The sequence below is a fragment of the Nocardia iowensis genome (assembly GCF_019222765.1).
In the GTDB taxonomy this organism is placed as follows: domain Bacteria; phylum Actinomycetota; class Actinomycetes; order Mycobacteriales; family Mycobacteriaceae; genus Nocardia; species Nocardia iowensis.
Map to the genome: position 1 here is coordinate 8,278,833 of NZ_CP078145.1, position 18,469 is coordinate 8,297,301.

The 18,469-nt window shown below is 66.9% G+C and carries 20 protein-coding genes; 11 read left to right on the forward strand and 9 right to left on the reverse strand.

The annotated features are described in order from the left end of the window. Positions 1-144: 144 nt before the first annotated feature. From KV110_RS38215 to KV110_RS38225, 3 genes are all read right to left on the reverse strand, one after another. Positions 145-837, reverse strand: coding sequence for a heparin-binding hemagglutinin (locus tag KV110_RS38215; RefSeq protein WP_218471966.1), 693 nt, complete (start codon positions 835-837; stop codon positions 145-147). After that, entirely contained in the window at positions 834-1,337 is a 504-nt protein-coding gene (locus KV110_RS38220; RefSeq protein WP_246634218.1) for a helix-turn-helix domain-containing protein, read from the reverse strand. Before KV110_RS38220 ends, KV110_RS38215 begins: the two co-directional genes overlap by 4 nt. Positions 1,338-1,441: 104 nt before the next feature. Continuing rightward, on the reverse strand, positions 1,442-2,779 hold the full coding sequence (locus tag KV110_RS38225; RefSeq protein WP_218471967.1) for a DUF445 domain-containing protein: 1,338 nt from the start codon (positions 2,777-2,779) through the stop codon (positions 1,442-1,444). Positions 2,780-2,982: 203 nt separating this feature from the next. On the opposite strand from KV110_RS38225, the gene KV110_RS38230 reads away from it, so the two are divergent. The 4 genes from KV110_RS38230 to KV110_RS38245 all read left to right on the forward strand — a co-directional run bounded on the left by KV110_RS38230 (position 2,983) and on the right by KV110_RS38245 (position 7,270). Next, positions 2,983-3,666 carry a TetR/AcrR family transcriptional regulator gene (locus KV110_RS38230; RefSeq protein ID WP_218471968.1) on the forward strand — a complete coding sequence of 228 codons (684 nt, stop codon included), beginning with the start codon at positions 2,983-2,985 and terminating at the stop codon, positions 3,664-3,666. A gap of 154 nt (positions 3,667-3,820) precedes the next feature. After that, the gene (locus KV110_RS38235) at positions 3,821-5,257 is read left to right on the forward strand and encodes an ABC1 kinase family protein (protein ID WP_218471969.1); all 1,437 of its coding nucleotides are present in this window, start codon (positions 3,821-3,823) and stop codon (positions 5,255-5,257) included. A gap of 18 nt (positions 5,258-5,275) precedes the next feature. Further along, on the forward strand, positions 5,276-6,526 hold the full coding sequence (locus KV110_RS38240) for a saccharopine dehydrogenase family protein (protein WP_218471970.1): 1,251 nt from the start codon (positions 5,276-5,278) through the stop codon (positions 6,524-6,526). Positions 6,527-6,637: 111 nt separating this feature from the next. After that, positions 6,638-7,270 carry a class I SAM-dependent methyltransferase gene (locus KV110_RS38245; RefSeq protein WP_218471971.1) on the forward strand — a complete coding sequence of 211 codons (633 nt, stop codon included), beginning with the start codon at positions 6,638-6,640 and terminating at the stop codon, positions 7,268-7,270. Positions 7,271-7,452: 182 nt separating this feature from the next. Here KV110_RS38245 and KV110_RS38250 read toward each other — a convergent pair whose 3' ends face one another. Together KV110_RS38250 and KV110_RS38255 are read right to left on the reverse strand one after the other, a co-directional pair. After that, the gene (locus KV110_RS38250) at positions 7,453-8,055 is read right to left on the reverse strand and encodes a hypothetical protein (protein ID WP_218479555.1); all 603 of its coding nucleotides are present in this window, start codon (positions 8,053-8,055) and stop codon (positions 7,453-7,455) included. A 177-nt stretch (positions 8,056-8,232) separates the two neighbouring features. Next, positions 8,233-9,486 carry a serine hydrolase gene (locus KV110_RS38255; RefSeq protein ID WP_218471972.1) on the reverse strand — a complete coding sequence of 418 codons (1,254 nt, stop codon included), beginning with the start codon at positions 9,484-9,486 and terminating at the stop codon, positions 8,233-8,235. Between the two features lie 222 nt (positions 9,487-9,708). Between KV110_RS38255 and KV110_RS38260 the strand changes: the two genes are divergently transcribed. Then, positions 9,709-10,818 carry a serine hydrolase domain-containing protein gene (locus tag KV110_RS38260; RefSeq protein WP_218471973.1) on the forward strand — a complete coding sequence of 370 codons (1,110 nt, stop codon included), beginning with the start codon at positions 9,709-9,711 and terminating at the stop codon, positions 10,816-10,818. Between the two features lie 91 nt (positions 10,819-10,909). On the opposite strand, the gene KV110_RS38265 is transcribed toward KV110_RS38260, so the two are convergent. Further along, positions 10,910-11,113, reverse strand: a complete 204-nt coding sequence (locus KV110_RS38265) for a hypothetical protein (protein WP_218471974.1) — start codon at positions 11,111-11,113, stop codon at positions 10,910-10,912. 86 nt (positions 11,114-11,199) lie between these two features. Beyond that, positions 11,200-11,934, reverse strand: coding sequence for a GntR family transcriptional regulator (locus KV110_RS38270; RefSeq protein WP_218471975.1), 735 nt, complete (start codon positions 11,932-11,934; stop codon positions 11,200-11,202). Between the two features lie 226 nt (positions 11,935-12,160). Here KV110_RS38270 and KV110_RS38275 point away from each other — a divergent pair, with 226 nt between their 5' ends. The 4 genes from KV110_RS38275 (at position 12,161) to KV110_RS38290 (ending at position 14,875) form a co-directional block, all read left to right on the forward strand. After that, the gene (locus KV110_RS38275; protein ID WP_218471976.1) at positions 12,161-12,553 is read left to right on the forward strand and encodes a hypothetical protein; all 393 of its coding nucleotides are present in this window, start codon (positions 12,161-12,163) and stop codon (positions 12,551-12,553) included. A 29-nt stretch (positions 12,554-12,582) separates the two neighbouring features. Beyond that, on the forward strand, positions 12,583-13,236 hold the full coding sequence (locus KV110_RS38280; RefSeq protein WP_218471977.1) for a hypothetical protein: 654 nt from the start codon (positions 12,583-12,585) through the stop codon (positions 13,234-13,236). Between the two features lie 5 nt (positions 13,237-13,241). Further along, positions 13,242-13,964, forward strand: a complete 723-nt coding sequence (locus tag KV110_RS38285; protein WP_246634219.1) for an ESX secretion-associated protein EspG — start codon at positions 13,242-13,244, stop codon at positions 13,962-13,964. 62 nt (positions 13,965-14,026) lie between these two features. Beyond that, the gene (locus KV110_RS38290; RefSeq protein ID WP_218471979.1) at positions 14,027-14,875 is read left to right on the forward strand and encodes a polyphosphate kinase 2 family protein; all 849 of its coding nucleotides are present in this window, start codon (positions 14,027-14,029) and stop codon (positions 14,873-14,875) included. Between the two features lie 59 nt (positions 14,876-14,934). Here KV110_RS38290 and KV110_RS38295 read toward each other — a convergent pair whose 3' ends face one another. Next, positions 14,935-15,795 (reverse strand): LLM class flavin-dependent oxidoreductase, encoded by an 861-nt coding sequence (locus KV110_RS38295; RefSeq protein WP_218471980.1) that lies wholly within the window; start codon positions 15,793-15,795, stop codon positions 14,935-14,937. Between the two features lie 193 nt (positions 15,796-15,988). On the opposite strand from KV110_RS38295, the gene KV110_RS38300 reads away from it, so the two are divergent. Both KV110_RS38300 and KV110_RS38305 read left to right on the forward strand, forming a co-directional pair. Continuing rightward, positions 15,989-16,765 carry a DsbA family protein gene (locus KV110_RS38300; RefSeq protein WP_246634220.1) on the forward strand — a complete coding sequence of 259 codons (777 nt, stop codon included), beginning with the start codon at positions 15,989-15,991 and terminating at the stop codon, positions 16,763-16,765. Beyond that, positions 16,762-17,328 (forward strand): vitamin K epoxide reductase family protein, encoded by a 567-nt coding sequence (locus KV110_RS38305; RefSeq protein WP_218471982.1) that lies wholly within the window; start codon positions 16,762-16,764, stop codon positions 17,326-17,328. Before KV110_RS38300 ends, KV110_RS38305 begins: the two co-directional genes overlap by 4 nt. On the opposite strand, the gene KV110_RS38310 is transcribed toward KV110_RS38305, so the two are convergent. Then, entirely contained in the window at positions 17,325-18,413 is a 1,089-nt protein-coding gene (locus tag KV110_RS38310; protein ID WP_218471983.1) for a S1C family serine protease, read from the reverse strand. The two genes, KV110_RS38305 and KV110_RS38310, sit on opposite strands and share 4 nt — an antisense overlap. Positions 18,414-18,469: the final 56 nt, after the last annotated feature.

Here is an 18,469-nt window from a genome sequence, read left to right on the forward strand (position 1 = left end):
CTTGTAATCCGTGCGCCATATTCACCTCACCCATCATACGAGCAACGCCCCCGCACATCAGAGTGCGCGGGGGCGTTGTCGGATCGGGCACCAAAAGCCTTGCCGCCCTTAAGAAGCAGAGCGCCATTCGGCCGATCGGTCAGCTCATGCCTTCTTCGGAGCGGCCTTCTTGGCCGGAGCCTTCTTGGCGGGCGCCTTCTTGGCGGCAGGCGCGGCGGGCGCGGCAGGCGCGGCAGGCGCGGCGGGCGGCACGGGGGCGCCGTTGTCCGCGGCGGGGGCGGTCTCGGTGGTCACCGTGACAACCTCGGCGTCGACGACCGGTACGGCCACCTTTTCCTCATCCTCGACCTTGGCCGGACGACCGAGCAGGCCGTTGACCCGGTCCAGCACGTCCTCGGCGCGGGTCGCGGCGTCCTTGTACAGCGACTCGACGCGCTCGATCTGCTCCTCGACCAGGTGGTTGGCGCGCAGCCGCTCGACGGTCTCCTCACCGCGCACGGCGAGGTCTTCGTAGATGTCGAGCACCTGGTGGAAGTACTTGTCGGCCAGCGCGCGCAGTTCCTCTGGGGTGAACTTCTCGCGCAGCTCCGCGAGGTCCTCCGGCAGTTCGGATGGCAGTCCGGCCAGCCGCTCACGCAGCGTCTCGAACTGGGCCTGCACGTCGGCGGGCACGTTGGCGAAGCGCTCGCGCGCCTCATCGACCCGAGTCGAGACGTCCGAGGTGGCGGCGCGCTCACGCACCTGGGTGACGACATCGGTGACGACGGCGTAGATGGCATCGCCCGCACCGACGGTGGCGAGCAGCGGCTTCTTTACGGTGGGGTTCTTCTCGGTCATGGTATTTCGTTCTCCTGGCGTGGCGGAGTTTCGGTTGGTGTGCGCGGAACGACGCTGTCCCCTTCCCCCCCGGGCTCGTTCCCTCCGTTTTCCCGGCGAAACGATTCATAGATTTCGAGCAGCACCTGCTTCTGCCGTTCGCTGATCGACGTATCGGCAAGCAGGGCATCCCGGACCGGGCTGTGCGGCCGCTGTTCGAGATAACCCGCCCGGACGTACAACACCTCCGAAGACACCCGCAGTGCCTTGGCGATCTGCGCGAGTACCTCGGCGGACGGATTGCGCAATCCGCGCTCGATCTGGCTGAGGTACGGATTACTCACTCCCGCAAGGGTGGCGAGCTGACGCAGCGAGACTTGCGCGGCCTCTCGCTGTGCCCTGATGAAGCCTCCGATGTCGTGCGCCGCGTTCACCACACGGGCCGCTTTTTCTCCGACGCCGGTCGATTGCTCGGCCGAACTATCGGTGTACTCGGCGGAAACCTCGGGCTGGTCTGCCATCACTCACCTTCTGGCGGTTGTACGAGTTCAATTCTAGGGCAGGGTGCTAGCTATTGCAAGCAGTCTGCTAGCACCCTCTCGGCAAACATTCGGCGCGCGACACCTCAGCCGCCGAACATGAGGTGCGAAATTGTGTAGATCACCAGTCCCGCAAGCGAACCGACCACCGTTCCGTTGATTCGAATGAATTGCAGATCGCGCCCGACCTGCAATTCGATCTTCTTGCTCGCCTCATCGGCATCCCACCTGGCAACCGTATCGGTGACCAGCGTGGAGATCTCCCCGGCGTAGTTCTCCACGAGATACCTTGCCCCCCGGTCGATCCAGCCGTCCACCTTGGCGCGCATGTCGGCGTCGTCGCGCAACCGCTCACCGAGTTGCTGCACGTTCTCGCAGACCTTACGCCGCAATGTGCTGTTGGGATCATCGGCCGATTCCAAGATCAACCGCTTGGCCGCCCGCCAGGTCGCCTCGGCCATGCCGGTGATTTCCTCGCGGCCCATGATCTGCGCCTTGATCCGTTCGGCCTTTTTGATCATCGCGTCGTCGTGCTGCAGATCGTCGGCGAATTCCTCGAGGAAGCGATTCGCCGCGAGCCGCACCTCGTGCTCGGGGTTGGACCGGACCTTCCAGGTGAACTCGACCAGTTCCCGGTATATCCTTTCCGAAAGCAAAATGTTGACGAATTTCGGAGCCCATTGCGGTGCATCACGCAAAACGATCCGGTCGATCGTCTCCTGCGAACCCAGCGCCCACTGATGCGCCCGCTCGGCGAGCAGGTCCAGCAGCGCGAGCTGGCGGTTGTCGGCAAGCAGCTCGGCCAGCACCCGGCCGATCGGCGGACCCCAGAGCGGTTCGGCGATCCGCTTCACGATCGTCTGGTCGATGATCTGCTCGACGTCCTCGTCGCGCAGCACCCCGACCACCGCGCGCAGCAGCGTCGAACTCTCCTGGGCCACCCTGGCGGCGTGGCCGGGATCGGCCATCCACCGACCGACCCGCCAGGAGATCTGCGCCGAGGTCACCTTCGCCGAAACCACCTCGGGCGAAAGAAAGTTCGTGCCCACAAAGCTGCCGAGACTCTCGCCGAGCTGATCCTTCTTCTTGCGGATGATCGCGGTGTGCGGGATGGGCAGGCCGAGCGGATGCCGGAAGAGCGCGGTGACGGCGAACCAGTCGGCCAGCGCGCCGACCATGCCCGCCTCCGACGCGGCGCGCACGTAGTCCACCCAGCCACCGCCACTGCCGCGCGATTCCAGCCAGCGACAGAACAGATAGATCGCCGTCGCCACCGCGAGTAGCCCGGTGGCCAGCGCCTTCATCCGCCATAGGTCGCGCCGCTTGCCTGCCTCGTCGAGCACGGCGGCGAAGCCGAGCGGCGCGGCCGCGGCGGGCGCCGGGGGCGTTTCCAGGACCGCGATGTTGCCGGGAGCTTTCTCCATGCCCTCCATTCTGCTGTGCCCGGGCGGCGTACCCCTGGAAGCCCGTTGATGTGCAACCTGTCGCATCACGGCCCAAACGCGCATATCACCAGCGAACGGGACATAAGCTGGAGGCCCAAGGCAGAATCCGACTAACAAGGGAGCCCACGCTGTCCACCGATGACCTTGTCGACGTCGGCGAGCTCGCCGACCGACCGGCGGCGGTGCGCACCGGCCGAACGGATGGCCGCAAACGCCGATGGCGCCAGCACAAGATCGACCGCCGCGAGGAACTCGTCGACGGCACTCTTGCCGCTGTCCGAGCCCGCGGCTCCAACGCGGGCATGGACGAGATCGCCGCCGAGATCGGCGTCTCCAAGACCGTGCTGTACCGGTACTTCTCCGACAAGAACGACCTGGTCCACGCGACCATGCAGCGGTTCATCGAGACCACCCTGATGCCGCGCGTGTACGGCGCGATCAGCCTCGACGCGGACGAGTATCAGCTGGTCCGCTCGGCCCTCGCCGAGTATGTCGGCACGGTCGACGAGGACCCGGAGGTCTATCGCTTCATCATGGGCAACGGCTCGGCCGACCAATCCTCACTGGCCGAATTCGAGAAGCTGTTCGCCGAGGTGGTCGCCGCGGTCATCATCGATCGCGCGACGGAGAAGGGCATCCAGACCGACGGCGCGATGCTCTGGTCGTATGTGCTCGTCGGCGGCATCCAGTTGGCCACGCACTGGTGGACGACCAACAAGACGATGACGCGCGAAGAAGTCATCGACTACCTGACCATGATGGCCTGGAGCGCCATCGACGGAATGGCGCGTGCCAACGGTTCGCGCGAGGTGTTCAACGCGCAGCCGCACGTGCTGCCCTCGCCCGGCACCGACTCGGCGAACTGATCAAACGCCCGACTTCCCGGGTGCTAGCTGGGGTGCTAGCAAAAGTGTTACGACGGGCTCGACATTGCCGCGAGGTTGGCTACTCTGAACCCGAGCGGTGCGCCCAGTGGGCTGCGTCACCGCCCCGCGCGCCGGCACCAATGGAGGTACCTCGATGGCGAAGCAAGTACCGACCTCTCGGCTTGCTCGTGGCACCAAGCTAGGTGCCGTCGCAGCCAGCTCGGTGATTCGCACGCAACGTGCGCGGCTATCGATGCGGGGCAGGTCGGAGGCCGTGCGCGCGAAGATGGCCGAGGAGTCCATGATTCGCACCACCGAGCAGGTGGTCATGGTGCTCGGCACCATGAAGGGTGTCGCCATGAAGCTCGGACAGATGATGTCGGTGCTGGACATGGACCTGGTGCCGGAGGCGCATCGCGAACGGTTCCAGAAGCGGCTCGCCGTATTGCGCAATGCCGCACCGTCGGTGTCGTTCGAGTCGATGCGGCAGGTGATCGAGGAGGACTTCGGCCAGCCGCTCGACGCGATCTTCGCCGAGTTCGAGCCCGAGCCGATCGCGGCCGCGTCCATCGGCCAGGTGTATCGGGGCAAGCTGCACGACGGCCGACAGGTAGCGGTGAAGGTGCAGTACCCGGGCATCGATGCCGCGGTCCGGGCGGATCTGAAGAACCTGGCCATGTTCCGCCGGGTGCTGCAATCGGCGATGCCGTGGGTGACGCCCGCCGTGCTCGACGAGCTGCGGCTCAACATGGAAAGCGAACTCGACTACCAGGCCGAGGCCAACACTCAGCTACAGATCGCCGAGCTCTACGCCGGGCATCCGTTCATCGTGGTGCCGCGCTCGATGCCCGAGCTCAGCACCACCCGCGTGCTCGTCAACGAGTACGTGGCGGGCAAGGGATTCGACGAGATCCGGCAGCTGCCGGACGCGCAGCGGGACCGGATCGGCGAGATCATCTACCGGTTCTACGTCGGCTCGCTGTTCACCTTCAACGAGTTCTGCGGCGACCCGCATCCGGGCAACGTGCTACTGGCCGACGACGGCAAGGTCGCCTTCCTCGACTTCGGACTGTTCAACCGGATGGATCCCGAGCACGTGCAATTCGAGCTGACCTGCCTGCGCGCGGCCGCCGAGGACCGGGCCGAAGATCTGCGGGAGTTGATGATCGAGCGGGGCGTGATCGATTCGCCGGAGGAAATCGGCGCCGAGGAATGCCTGGAATACGTGCTCGCCGCGTCCGAATGGTGTCTCGTCGACGAGGATCTGACGATTACCCCGGAGCTGGCCAGCGGCGCGTTCCTGCTCGCGGTAGACCCGAGGGCCAGCGAGTTCGCCGGGATGAAGCAGCAGAATCTGCCGCCGGAACACTTGTTCTCGCGCCGCGCCGACTTCCTCACCTTCGGCATGCTCGGTCAGCTCGGCTGCACCGCCAACTGGCATCAGATTTCCCGCGAATGGCTCTACGACGAGCCGCCCGTCACCGAACTCGGCAAGGCACACCACGCGTGGCTGGCCGAGCATCCGCCTGTCGCGCCGAAGAAGCCGCGGACCAGGGCAAAGAAGGCCCCGAAAACCAGCCCCGAAGCGTAACCGCAGAAACGGAAGACCATGGCAGACACACGAGAATTCGACCTCGTCCTTTTCGGCGCAACGGGTTTCGTCGGCAAGCTCACCGCGGAGTATCTGATCACCGCGGCACCGGAGTCCGCCAAGATCGCCCTTGCCGGGCGGTCGCTCGACAAGCTCACCAAGGCCCGCACCGAGCTCGGTCCGGCGGCCGCGGACTGGGGGCTGGTGGTGGCCGATTGCACCGATGAAGTCGCGCTCGCCGCGCTGGCCGCGCGGACCAAGGTCGTGGTCACCACGGTCGGCCCGTACCTGCGCTACGGCCTGCCACTGGTCGCCGCTTGCGCGAAGGCCGGCACGCACTACGCCGATCTCACCGGTGAGCCGCTGTTCATCCGCGAAGCGATCGACCAGTACCACGAGCAAGCCGTCGCGACCGGCGCGAAGATCGTGAATTCCTGTGGGTACGACTCGATCCCGTCGGATCTGAGCGTGTACCAGCTGTACAAGCGCTCGCTGGAGGACAACACCGGCGAGCTCGAGGAGACCACGCTGGTGGCCTGGCTGAAGGGTGGCGTGAGCGGCGGCACCATCGATTCGGGCCGGGCGATGATGGAGGCGATCGCCGCCGACCCGAGCAAGGGATCGGTACTGGCGCACCCGTATTCGCTGAGCCCGGACAAGTCGATGGACCCGGACGTCGGTCGTCAGTCCGACCAAGCGCTCTCGCGTGCCAGCGCCATCGACCCGAGCCTCGACGGCTGGGTCAGCACGTTCGTCATGGCGGCGCACAACACCAAGATCGTGCGGCGGACCAACGGCCTGCTCGGCTGGGTGTACGGCAAGAACTTCCGCTACCGCGAGGTGATGAGCGCGGGCAAGTCGCCCGCCGCGCCGCTGGTGGCCGCGGGTGTGGCGGGTGGCATCGTCGCGACCATGGCGGCCGGTGCGGTGCTGTCCCGGGTGTCGGTCGGCCGCAAGCTGCTCGACCGGGTACTGCCCAAGCCCGGCACCGGGCCGAGCGAAAAGGCCCGCGACAGTGGCTGGTTCACCATGAAGACGTTCGCCCGCACCTCGTCGGGCGCGAAGTACGTGGCGACCTTCGCGGGCGAGGGCGACCCCGGCTACAAGGCGACCGCGGTACTGCTCGGCGAAAGCGGGCTGTGCCTGGCCTTCGACACCGACAAGCAGCCGGAGCTGGCGGGCATCCTCACCCCGGCCGCCGCGATGGGCGATGCGCTCACCGAGCGGCTGCGGGCGGCGGGGATGACCATCGAGGTCGCGCGGTCCTGAAACACGTTGCGACGGGCGGGGTTCGGTGCGCGAGCACCGAGTCCCGCCCGTCGTCGAATTCGGACGATCGATGATGAACCAACCGACGAGCGCGGACTCGGAAGTGAGCCAATGAATCTCGCACGACGCACGATGAACCACCCGGCGTTGGCCGCGGTGTACGAGCGAGCTTGGCGGCCGAGTCTGTTCTATCTGGCCAGCGGTCGCACGACGGCGGCGGATCGCCGGGATGCGGTCAGCACGCTGCGCCTCGGCGGGCCGCAGAAGGTACTCGATATCGCTTGCGGGCCAGGCAACTTCACCCGCTATCTGAGCAAGGCGTTGACCGGTGACGGCTTCGCCATCGGCCTCGACTACTCCGAGCCGATGCTCGCCCGTGCCGTCACCGACAACGCGGGGCCACGCGTCGGCTACCTGCGTGGCGATGCCCGTGCGCTCCCGTTCGCCGACGCCACCTTCGATGCGGTGTGCTGCTTCGGCGCCCTCTACCTCATCCCCGACCCGATCGCCGCGACCCGCGAAATGATCCGCGTGCTGGCACCGGGCGGGCGCATCGCCATCACCACCAGCTACCGCGCCGACAACACCTTCGGGGAGGTCAGCCGGGTCGTCGGTGGCTGGAGCGGCCTACGCGTCTTCGGCACCAACACCTTCCCCGACCTCTTCGCCGAAGCGGGCCTCGTCGACATCGACCAATCCGTGCACCGCCTGCTCCAGTACGTCAGCGCCACCCGTCCCGAGTAGTCCACAGACCGGGGTACAGGCCCTGTGAGCCGCATGGAAGGTCTGTGGGTGAGCTCGCGGGCTGCCATGAACAACGACGCCGACGCCCTCGGTTGAACCGGCTACTCAGCTGCTGTGCTCAGCGGCCCGCCCCTCGTCCGCGATCCCAGCACGGACAAGGGGCGGGCGGGTTGGCAGCTGGATCAGCTGCCCGCGCTGCCGGTGGACGGACGTGCCCGGCGCAGGTCGCACGCCGCGCGATCGGCGTCCGGCCGGTCGGCGCCCGAGCGGGCGCAGCCATGGGCGGTGTAGCCGTGCTCGTCATAACCCCAGCGGTCATAGCCCCACCGGTCGTAACCCCAGCGGTCGTAACCCGATCGGTCGAAACCGCCTCGGTCGTAACCCGAGCGGTCATAACCGAATCGGTCATAACCGGCTCGGTCGTAACCGTCGGGACCGTAACCATCGGGACCGTAGCCGTCGTCGGGCTCGCTGGGCTTCGGCAAGCTCGGGGTCGTCACCGGTGGAGCGGTGGTTTCCGGCGGAGCGGTCGTCACCGGCGGAGCGGTCGTCACCGGCGGAGCGGTCGTCACCGGCGGAGCCGTGGTAACCGGCGGAGCCGTGGTCACGGGTGCCTGGGTAACCGGCGTCGCAGGCGCGACAGTGGCGGGCGCGGCGGGGCTCTGATCAGGAGTTGCGAACGCCGGAACGATCAGCGCGGCGGGCGCGAGTGCCAACGCCCCGGCAGCAGCGGTCAGCATGACCACCTGCTTCACCTTGCCTCGACTTCTGCTCCACTGCGACATGTTCGACCTCCATCTCGAAGCGAGCGCGCTAGCCCGCACTCCGCTCCCCCTATCGGTCGACTGCCCAATTTCGATACACACCAGTGACTTTCATAACCGGCCCTACTTCTAGGGTCTTGCCCCACCCCGCCGACCCGACTAAAAGCCACGCGCAGTCATCTTCCCAACCGGGCTGGGCTACAGCCAGATGGGGTAGTCGCTGGGGCCGAGGCGATCGATGGTGTTGGAGATCTGGGCGACCAGGTGCCATGGTCGATCGGTGTCGGTGGTGGCTTTGCCGCTGGTGAGGATGGCGCCGGAGAGGCCGCGGGACGAGTCGGCCCAGCCGTACTGGGTGGTGAGTCCGCTGCGACCGAAGTGAGATCGGGTGTTGCGGCCGAACTTCGATCTGCGCCCGCCCAGTTCGAAGCCCGCTCGACTCACTCGTCCGGCGAGCCCGGGGATGCGGTCGGCTGGTTGTATCGCCTCGCGCAGTGTGCTCGGCCGCATGATCCGCACGCCGTCCAATTCGCCACCGCGCGTGAGGATTTCGTAGAACCGCGACAACTCGAAGGCCGTCGTCACCAGATTCCCCGACGGGAGTTCGGCGGTGAGGAATGCTCGCGTCGCGGATTCCGATACCGCTCCGCCCAGCCCGCCGCCGAGCGCCTTGCGCGCCAGATACTTCGATATGCGTGACGGTCCCGGCCCGGTCTTCACTCCGGCCACGACCTTGTCGACATCCTCCGGTCGAACCCCGAAGTTGTTCCACCGGAAGCCCAATGGCTCGAGCACCTGTTCGGCCAGGTGCTCTCGCATCCGCTTCCCGGTGGCCCGTTGCACCAGCAGCCGTTGAATCAGCCCACTGGTCATCGCGTGGTAGATCCGGAACCGCCCCGGTGGCCAGCTGGGCACCAGGTCGGCCAGCCCGCGCGCGGCCAGTTCCTCGTCGACCACCAACTCGAAACCCTTGTAGGGCGGCGTAACAAACGGCACACCCGCCGAATGCGAAAGGACATGTCCGATCGTGATCCGATCCTTGCCGTTGGCGGCGAACTCCGGAATGTACTTACACACCGGGTCGTCGAGCCGAAATGCGCCCTGCTCTATGAGCATGAACATCAGCGCCGCCGAAACACCCTTCGCCGTCGAGAATCCACAGAACGGAGTCTCGGGCGTCGCGGGCACCTTGATCGCGTCCACCCCGTCCCCCGGCGCATTCCCCCAGCCGTGTCCGATACTGCGGTTCAACACGATCTTCCCGTTGCGCCGCAAACACACCTGAATCGCCGGTGTCGTCCCCATCCGGTACCACGCCCGCACCGACTCCCACAGCGCCTCGACCTCCCCGCGGGCCAACCCGGCCGCCGCCGGATCGTCCTCGTCCCCGACTGTGGTCACCGAGTCCAGGTCCTCGGCGACGGCCACCAACGTGCCAGGAAGTGCGCTCATTTGCCCAGCATATCGACCTTTATCTGAGATAAGGGTGAGAGAAAGCCCAGTCGGCGCGGTGATCGAAGCGACGGCCGCGCAGGTACACTCCTGGTGTCCGATACAGACCCGTACTCGTGTCACCAACATTCGCCGTGGTGTCGCTTTCGTGTACTCCCGACCTGATTTCGGACCGCAAGGCGATCCGGCAACACAAACGGAGAACTGGTGCGGTATTTCTTGATGACGACGACCCTCTTGGTGGCAGTTTCGGCGTTGTCCGGCACGGCGGTATCGTCCGCCGAACCGAATTCGTCCGCCGCGCAATGGCAAGGGCAGCTCGATCAGCTCGTGGCCGATGTCGGTGTCCCTGGCGCCCAAATGGTGGTATCCGGGAACGGATCGGACGCCCAGCTCAATAGCGGCGCCGGGAATTTGGGCACCGGCGGTTCCTTCCCGGACAACGCCCGAGTTCGGATCGCCAGCAACACCAAGTCTTTCGTCGCGACGGTGGTGTTGCAGCTGGCGGCGGAGCAGCGGGTGGACCTGGACGCTCCGGTGCAGCGGTATCTACCCGGCGTGATTCGTGGGCCGGGCGGCGACGGCAGCCTGATCACGGTCCGAAACCTGTTGCAGCACACCAGCGGAATCCCCGACTACCTGGCGTACTTGGATATCGAGTCCGTCGAGGCGTTACGTCGCCCTCGCCCGGCGGACGAGTTGATCCGGCTCGGGCTCGATCAGCCGTCCGACTTCGCCCCCGGGTCGGACATCGGCTATTCCAATACGAACTATCTGCTGGCAGGCAAGCTGGTCGAGCAGCTGACAGGTCTACCGGTGGGGGTGGAGGTCACCCGCCGGATCCTGTTGCCCCTCGGACTGCACGACACCTACTGGCCGGTCTTCCCGTTGGAGAATGTCATTCGGGGACCCCATCCGCGGGCTTACCACAACTTCGACGGAAATCTCGTCGACATCACCGATATCGACCCCAATTGGGGCCTGGCCGACGGAGCCATGGTGTCCACCGGTGCCGACCTGAATCGCTTCTTCATGGCTCTGCTGTCCGGAAAGCTGCTGCCGCCAGCACAATTGGCCGAGATGCAACGCACTGTCCCGTTCGGCGATCCGGCTTCGGCGGGCGGCCTCGGTCTCGGCTTGGTCCACCGGACCACCTCCTGCGGCCTCGAAACCTGGGGTCACGGCGGTGCGATGGCCGGTTTCATGGTCTTCGGCGCGGCAACAGCGGACCGTGCGATCACCGTGAGCCTGAACCAGATTCCCGCGCCGCCGACCGACACCATGCAGGCAGATATGGACAGAATCGTCGACGCCGCACTGTGCTCGCCCTGACAGGTGTGCCCAACGTGCCTCTCGCACACCCGTCGCCCGTCCGGTACCCTCGGACAACGAAACGGTGTGCGAGAGCGCACGTCCGCCGTTTTCAGTCCGGCTCCTCCGGCAGCGGCGGTGCGGCACCGAGGTCGACCATACGGCGGAGCATTCCCGGCGTCAGCGCGAATTCGAATTCGGCTCCGCCGCTTTCGAAAACGAAGGTCAGATAGCCGTCTCGATGAAGGGGAGCGCGCCGGACCGAGCAGTGCTCGCCGACGATCACCCAGCTACCGATGGTCAATTGATCGAACATCGAACCTCCCACCCTTTGGCCTATGCCACTGTCGATGTGTGGACTATGCCATTCGTAGCGAAGAGGTGTCAATGCCGAAAAATGGCCTATGACCTGCTGGAATACTCCTGTTGGAACATCCATTTTTCGGGCGGGTGGATGATCTCGTCGAGCTGGAGCACGGCAGCGTCGGCGGTGTGCAGCGTGAGTTGATAGACCAGCACGGCGGCGGGCCGGGCCAGTCCGAGGTGGCGGCGCTCCTCGGCGGTGGCGAGGCGGGCACTGACCCGGTCGCGCAGGTAGGACACCCGGCGATCGGTCACCGATTCGAGGTAGCGCAGGGTCCCACCGGAGAGCCGATCGGCACGGAGCAACAGTGGCGCGGCCTCGGCGAGGTCGCCCGCGAACCAGGACGTGGCGATCTCGGTGGCGCCGGATCCGTTGCCGGTCAAGCGTTTCCGCATGATCACCGCACTCCCCTTCGGCAGCCCGAGCACCTCGACGACATGACCGGGACCGGCGACGACCGCGGCCTCCAGCAGGGTCATCGCGGCCGATTCGGCGTAGGCCGAACCATATTGCGGCGGCTGCTCACGCAGGACGAGACCACCGGGCCGGTCGGCAACGTAGGTGCCGGAGCCACGACGCGACTCCACGATCCCCTGCTGCCGCAACGTATTCAGCGCCTTCGCCGCGGTCGGCCTTGCCACCTTCCACTGGGCGGCGAGCTCACGCTCCGACGGAACTTCGGCGCCCGGCGCGAGCTCACCGCGCTCGATCCGATCGCGGATGTACCCCGATATCTGCAGATATTTCGGCAGTACTTCATCGATTTCGGACACCGGTCGCCTCTCTGCGCACACCGCCTCCGACCACTGGGCCACCCCTGCGGGCCAGGCGGCAAGTGTACCAATCGTGCCCGATATCACAGGGAAAGTGCGCGGCCAAGCAGGTCCCGGCGGGCGTTACCGACCGGTAGAGTGCCCATCCAGTACGGCGCTCCATCGAGTACTGCGCTCCATCCAATACAGCGCCAGCGGAGTGGACCGAACAGAGGGGGTTACCCAGATGGCGGTACCGGACACCGGACAGACGATGGCACGACAACTGTACGCGGCGGCCACCGGCGACGGCGATGGCCAGCCCTTCGAACTGGCCGCCGATGTCGCCGAAAACCTCGCTGCCGCTTGCGACAAACTGGTCGAGGACCTACACCGGGCAATGGCTACCGGCCAGCTCGTGACGGACGTGACGGGATTCCCGAATCTGCCGACCGGACAAGGGCTTTCCCGCGGCTTCAACGAAAAGGGCAGGCAATATCTGGACACCCTGGCGGCCTTCCAGGAAACAGCACTGCTTTTCAAGGCCGCCTATCTGGCGGCGGGCAAGAGATTCGCCGACGCCGAAGCGGCACGCAAAGCCGCACTCGACCTGGTCGCCGAACATTCAGCGGCCCGATGAGCAACCATCGAGACAGCTGAGAGACCGCCATGGCAGATTCCGCGGCCCGCGCGACCGCCGAAAGCATCCGGCAGGAACTCGCCGGATTACGCACCGGCGCAACCGATCCGGCCTACGCACCGGATCGGGAACGCTTCGGTTCCTATACCCATCAGGAGATCTGGGACCTCGTCCACGAAGCGCTCGACCCGGCCGCGCTCGGCCAGACGGCGGCGGCGTGGCAGGCGAACGCGGACGCGCTCGCCGAAGCGTTCCAAGCCTTTTCCGACGCCGCCAACCGGGAATTCGCCCGCTGGTCGGGCCGCGCCGCGGACGCCGCACTACGGGCCACCCGGGAATTCGCCCTCGTCGGTGCCGAGGCGCATGAGGTTTGCCGCGCGGTCGCGCGCCTGATGGAGTTGAATGGCGATGCCGCGCAAACTATCCGGGGAGCGATCCCACCGCCCCAGCGGTACCGGCCGCTGGACGATCCGGCCGCCGAGGCGGTCTACGGCGGAAAACGGAAAATGGAGCACGACAGCGCGGCGGCTGACATCGAAGCCGATGTCAGGGACACGATGACCTACGTCTATGCCCCGACCATGCCCGCGTCCGGCGACCGGGTACCCCGGTTCGTCCCGCCACCAGATGGACCGGGCGCACCGGTCAGACCCGGCTCCGGCGACGGGGGCGGCGCACGGTGAAATGGGTGCTCACCCCGGACGAGTTCTCGCATGTCTGGGAAAACGAAACCAACCTCGACCGCAAGCCATACCCGGTCAACATGGTGCCCGCGGCCACCGTGCGCACCGAATCCGAGTACGCCGCACTGCGATTACCTCAGCGCTTCGCCCGGCAAGCCGATCCCGACCTGGCCGCCGCCCTCATGCTGTGCGGCCGCACCGATGCCACCACCATCACCGTCTCCGGTGAACGCAGCACGCCGCCGCGCAACGGGTCCAGCGGCGATGCCGAGCGCATCCTCGCCTTCGCCGCGGTGGTGCACAACCACGCGGGCATCCTGGTCGCCACCCCCGACAAGGTGACGGTCCTGATGTGCCATGCCCGCGCGGTCGGCGAGCGGCTGGTGCAGATCATCGGCTCGGCACCGGCGGGCAGGCTCGCCGCGATGCGCGAACCGCAGGACGCGGTGCTGAGCCCGGATCGCACCGAACCGTTCGTCACCAACGGTCATCGCGGTGCCGCCCGCTTCCGGCAGACGCTGCGCAAACCCGTCGACGGCCGCGGCTTCCTCACCGTCACTGTGGAACCCGACAACCCGATGTCGCCGCCAACCCGCCACCGCACCTGGCTCGATTTCACCGGCGACGGCCGCTACCTGCTGACCACCTCGCAGGACCTCATCCTGACCCCGGTCTCCGACGAAGACTTCGCCGCCCAATTCGTCAGCCTGGCGCACATTCGCGCGTGACACGACATGAGCCCCTCCGCGTTCCGGCGCCGTGGCAGTTGGCTCGTGGTTAGGTGTAGTGCATGGCGAAGATCCAATGGTCCATCGCGGCCACCGAGGCCCTGAAAGCCGATGGATTGCGGATCGCCGAGCTGGACACCGCGGGCACGCCCGGGTTCCCCGGTGACAAGAAGGCGGGCCAGGAGCTGTTGGCCGAGCGCGCCGAGGTGTTGTCGAGCCTGCAGGAACGGCTCTATGCCAATGGGCGATCAGGTGATTCGCGCAATGTGCTGCTGGTCTTGCAGGGCATGGACACCTCGGGCAAGGGCGGCATCGTCCGGCACGTCATCGGGTCGGTCGACCCGCAGGGCGTCGACCATGCCGCGTTCGGCGTGCCGACCGCGCAGGAGAAGCGGCACCACTACCTGTGGCGCATCCGCAAGGCGCTGCCCCGAGGTGGGCAACTCGGTGTGTTCGACCGCTCGCACTACGAGGACGTGCTGGTGGTGCGCGTGCACAACCTGGTGCCCGAGGCGGAATGGGAGCCGCGCTACGACGAAATCAACGCGTTCGAGCGGGAACTCGTGGACGCGGGCACCACGCTGGTGAAGGTGGCGATGTTCGTCTCGCTCGGCGAACAGAAGAAGCGGCTGCGCGAACGCCTGGACCGACCGGACAAATACTGGAAGTTCAACCCGTCCGATATCGACGAACGCGCCTACTGGCCCGCCTACCAAGAGGCGTACCAGGCCATGCTCGATCGCACGTCCACCGACTATGCCCGATGGCACGTGATACCCGCCGACCACAAGTGGTACGCCCGCCTTGCCGTCACCGAACTGCTCATCGAGGCGCTGATCCAGCTGAAATTGGATTGGCCGCCGGCGAAATTCGACGTCGAGGAGCAGAAGCGGCGCCTGGCCGAATCCTGAGTCCGCCGAGCCGCGTGTCGCCTTGGGCGACAACACGACCGGCGGGTGGGTCAGCGCGATTACACCAGAGGTCGAACTTCCTCGGCGATGAAGCGCACGAAGCCCTCGGGATCCGGCTCATCGGAGGTCGGCTGAACGACGACGGTATCCGCCCCCGCCTCCGCGAGACGGATGACGGCGTCGGCGACGGCGTTGGCATCACCGGCGACTCCGGCGCCCGGCGCATGCTGCGGTGTCCGCTCCGCGGCGAGCCGCGCCTCGGCGTCCGGGCCGGTGACGGCGAGCAGATTCGCCACGACCACGTGCCGATCGGTGCGTCCCGCCGTCGCGCGTCCTTCATCGATGAGCTTGCGCGCGGCGCGAACGCCGTCCGCGTCGGTGATCGAATCCAGCAGCGTCCCATCGGCGTGCGCGCCACAGACACGAATCGAGCGCGGACCGCGCGCACCGGCGTAGACCCTCGGCGGCGCGAGCGGCGGCCAATCCAGCGCCACCTCAGCCAACCGCACATACCGACCGGCTGCGGTGACCCGCTCACCCGCGAGCAGCGCACGCAACGCGTCCAGATACTCACTCAGCAAGGTGACCGGCGATTCGACCCGCGCGCCGACCTGCCCCATCCAGTCCTGCACTCCGTGACCGACACCGAGCACCAGCCGGTCAGGGAACAGTCGGTCCAAGGTCGCGGCTTCCATCGCGGTCAGCGCCACATTGCGCAGCGGCACCGGCAACAGCCCGATGCCGACACTCAGCCGCTCTGTCCAAGCCAAAGCCGCTGCGGCACTTGCGATTCCACTCTCCAGGAAGCAGTCTTCCCAGAGCCACAGCTGCTCCAGCCCGGCCTCCTCGGCGACGCGGGCCACGGCACGCAGCCGCTCGGGTGGATTCTGGGGACGAAAAACAGCACCGAGAACAGTCATCCCATCATTTCTACTCGGTGGGTCCGACAACTGGGGCGACACCCGCGACACCCAGTACGCCCGATATTTCGGAATCTCTCAGGTTCACCCACGATGATGTGGGCCGTGGCCCGATCACGCGGGGATGATTTTCCAGATCTACCATCGTGGCGGCAGGTACCGGCAGTCGAGCGAAAGGCGTGGTGAGCGCACGGTGAGCAAGAACCCGGGTGGGAAGAAGAACCCGTTGCTGGCGGCGGATCGCGCCGAACGCAATCGCAAGATCTTCATCCAAGTGGCCGTAGCCGCCGTACTGATCGCGCTCATCGCGGCGATCGGCATCGGTGTCGCGGTGAAGAAGGCCCGCAAGGACGATCCGGGCCCCACCCCATCCATCCCGGCGGCCGCGAATCAGAACGCGGCGGGCATCACCGGCACGATCACCGACAACGGCTCGGTGCGCATCGGCAAGCCCGATGCCAAGGTCACCGTCCGGGTCGTCGCCGACCTGCAGTGCCCCGCCTGCAAGGGCTTCGAGGGCGCCAACGCCAAGGTGCTCGACGAGGCCGTGAAGAACGGCACCGCCGCGGTCGAATACAACGTGATCGCGTTCCTGGACAAGGCGTCCACCACCCGCTACTCGACGCGCTCGGCGAATGCCTCGTACTGCGTCGCCGAAGCTGATCCGTCGAAGTACATGGCCTGGGTGTCCGCGATGTTCGCCCAGCAGCCCGCCGAGGGCGGCGCGGGTCTGCCGGACGACAAGCTGGTCCAGATCGCGAAGGACGTTGGCTACCCGGACGCGGTGGCGAGCTGCATCACGGATCTGAAGTACGACAAGTACATTCAGGCACGCACCGATGACGTGCTGAAGAGCGGCATCAAGTCGACTCCGTCGGTCTACGTCAACGGCAAGCAGATCGAGTCGAGCCAGGAGATCTTCGGCCCCGGCGGCCTCGCACCCGTGATCGCCGCCGCCGCGGCGCAGTGATCACCGCCCCACCCCGGGCCGCCTGGATACTGCTCCTCGGCGGGCTGGCCGGCTGGCTGGCCTCGGTGGCGCTGACCGTCGAACGGTTCAAGCTGTTCACCGATCCGGGCTATACCCCGTCGTGCAGCATCAACCCGATCCTGTCCTGTGGATCGGTGATGGTGACCGAGCAGGCCGCGGTGTTCGGGTTCCCCAACCCGCTCATGGGCATCGCCGGCTTCTCCGTGCTGGTCACCCTCGGTGTGCTCGCGGTGGTCGGGGTGGGGTTCCCACGCTGGATCTGGGGCGGGCTGTGGCTCGGCCTCGCGCTCGGTGTCGGCTTCGTCTGCTGGCTGATCTTCCAGAGCCTGTACCGGATCAACGCGCTGTGCCCGTACTGCATGGTGGTGTGGGCGATCATCACCCCGCTGCTCGCGGTGGTCACCGATCAGCTCTGGGGCGGGTCACGCGGCCCGCTCCGGGTGCTGGCGGAGTGGCGATGGACGATCGTCGCGCTGTTCTACGCGGTGGTACTGCTGCTGATCTTCCTGCGGTTCCAGGACTACTGGCTGTCGCTGGTCTAGTTCGGCGTACCCAGTGCGAGTACCACGCTGACCGTGCGGTGGGCGCCCGTGGCGTCGATGATCTCCAGCTGAACGGTGTCGGCGGGCTTGCGCACGTTGATCGCCGCGTGCAGCGCGCGGGCCGAGGTGATCGCGCGACCGTCCACCGAGGTGATCACCTCGCCGTTGGTGAGCCCGGCCGAGTAGGCGGGCAGCCCGTAGATCGCCAGATCGATCCGTGCCCCCAGGGGTTTCGCGTCGGAGATCAGCACGCCGAGCGTCGCGGTCGGCCCGACGTGCACGGTCTCGGTCGGTGTCCCGGAGCGGATCTGGCCGACCACCCGCATCGCCGTATCGATCGGCACCGCGTAGCCGTTCGGGGGTCGGCCCGCTGATTGATCCGGATCGCCCGACGCGGCGGCGATCACCCCGATCACCGCGCCGTCGCGGTCGGCGAGTGCGCCGCCGGACTGCCCGGAGGTGACCGGGGCAGCGACCTCCAGCATCCCGGTGAGCGGCTTGCGGGACAGGTCGGCGGAGTTGAGCGCGACGATGGTGCTGTCCAAATCGGTGAGCGTGCCGTGGATCGCCGTCGGCGTGCCGCCGACCCCGCCCGCGTTGCCGATCGCCAGCACCTCGTCGCGCACCCGCAGGTCGGCCGAGCTGCCGATGCGGGCAGCCACCAGATCGGCCGCACCCGACAACGCGAGCAGCGCGATATCGGCGCTGGAGTCGTAGCCGAGCACCTCGGCGTCATAGGTCCGCCCGTTGCCGACATCGGTGACCGTCACGGTGTCCGCGCCCTTGATCACGTGATGGCTGGTCAGCACCTGACCGTCCGCGGTGAGCACGATGCCCGACCCGGCGGCGCCGAGCCCGAACGGCTTGGTCGAGGCGCTGATCTCCACCAGCGCCGGGTCGACGACGGCGGCGACGGCCAGCGGATCGAGGGGCGGCGGCGCCGGAACGACGATCGGCGCGGCGACCTCGCTCGCACTGGGCGGCCAGCCGGGCAATTCACCCCGATAGCCGAGGAATCCGGCCACAGCAAGCAGCGCGGCGACGATCGTCGCCAGCGCGCGGCCCCCATACCGTTGGTCATTCATCGCTTCCCGCCTCGGCCTGCCTGCGAATTCCATTGTGGCCGGAGATCTTGTGGCAC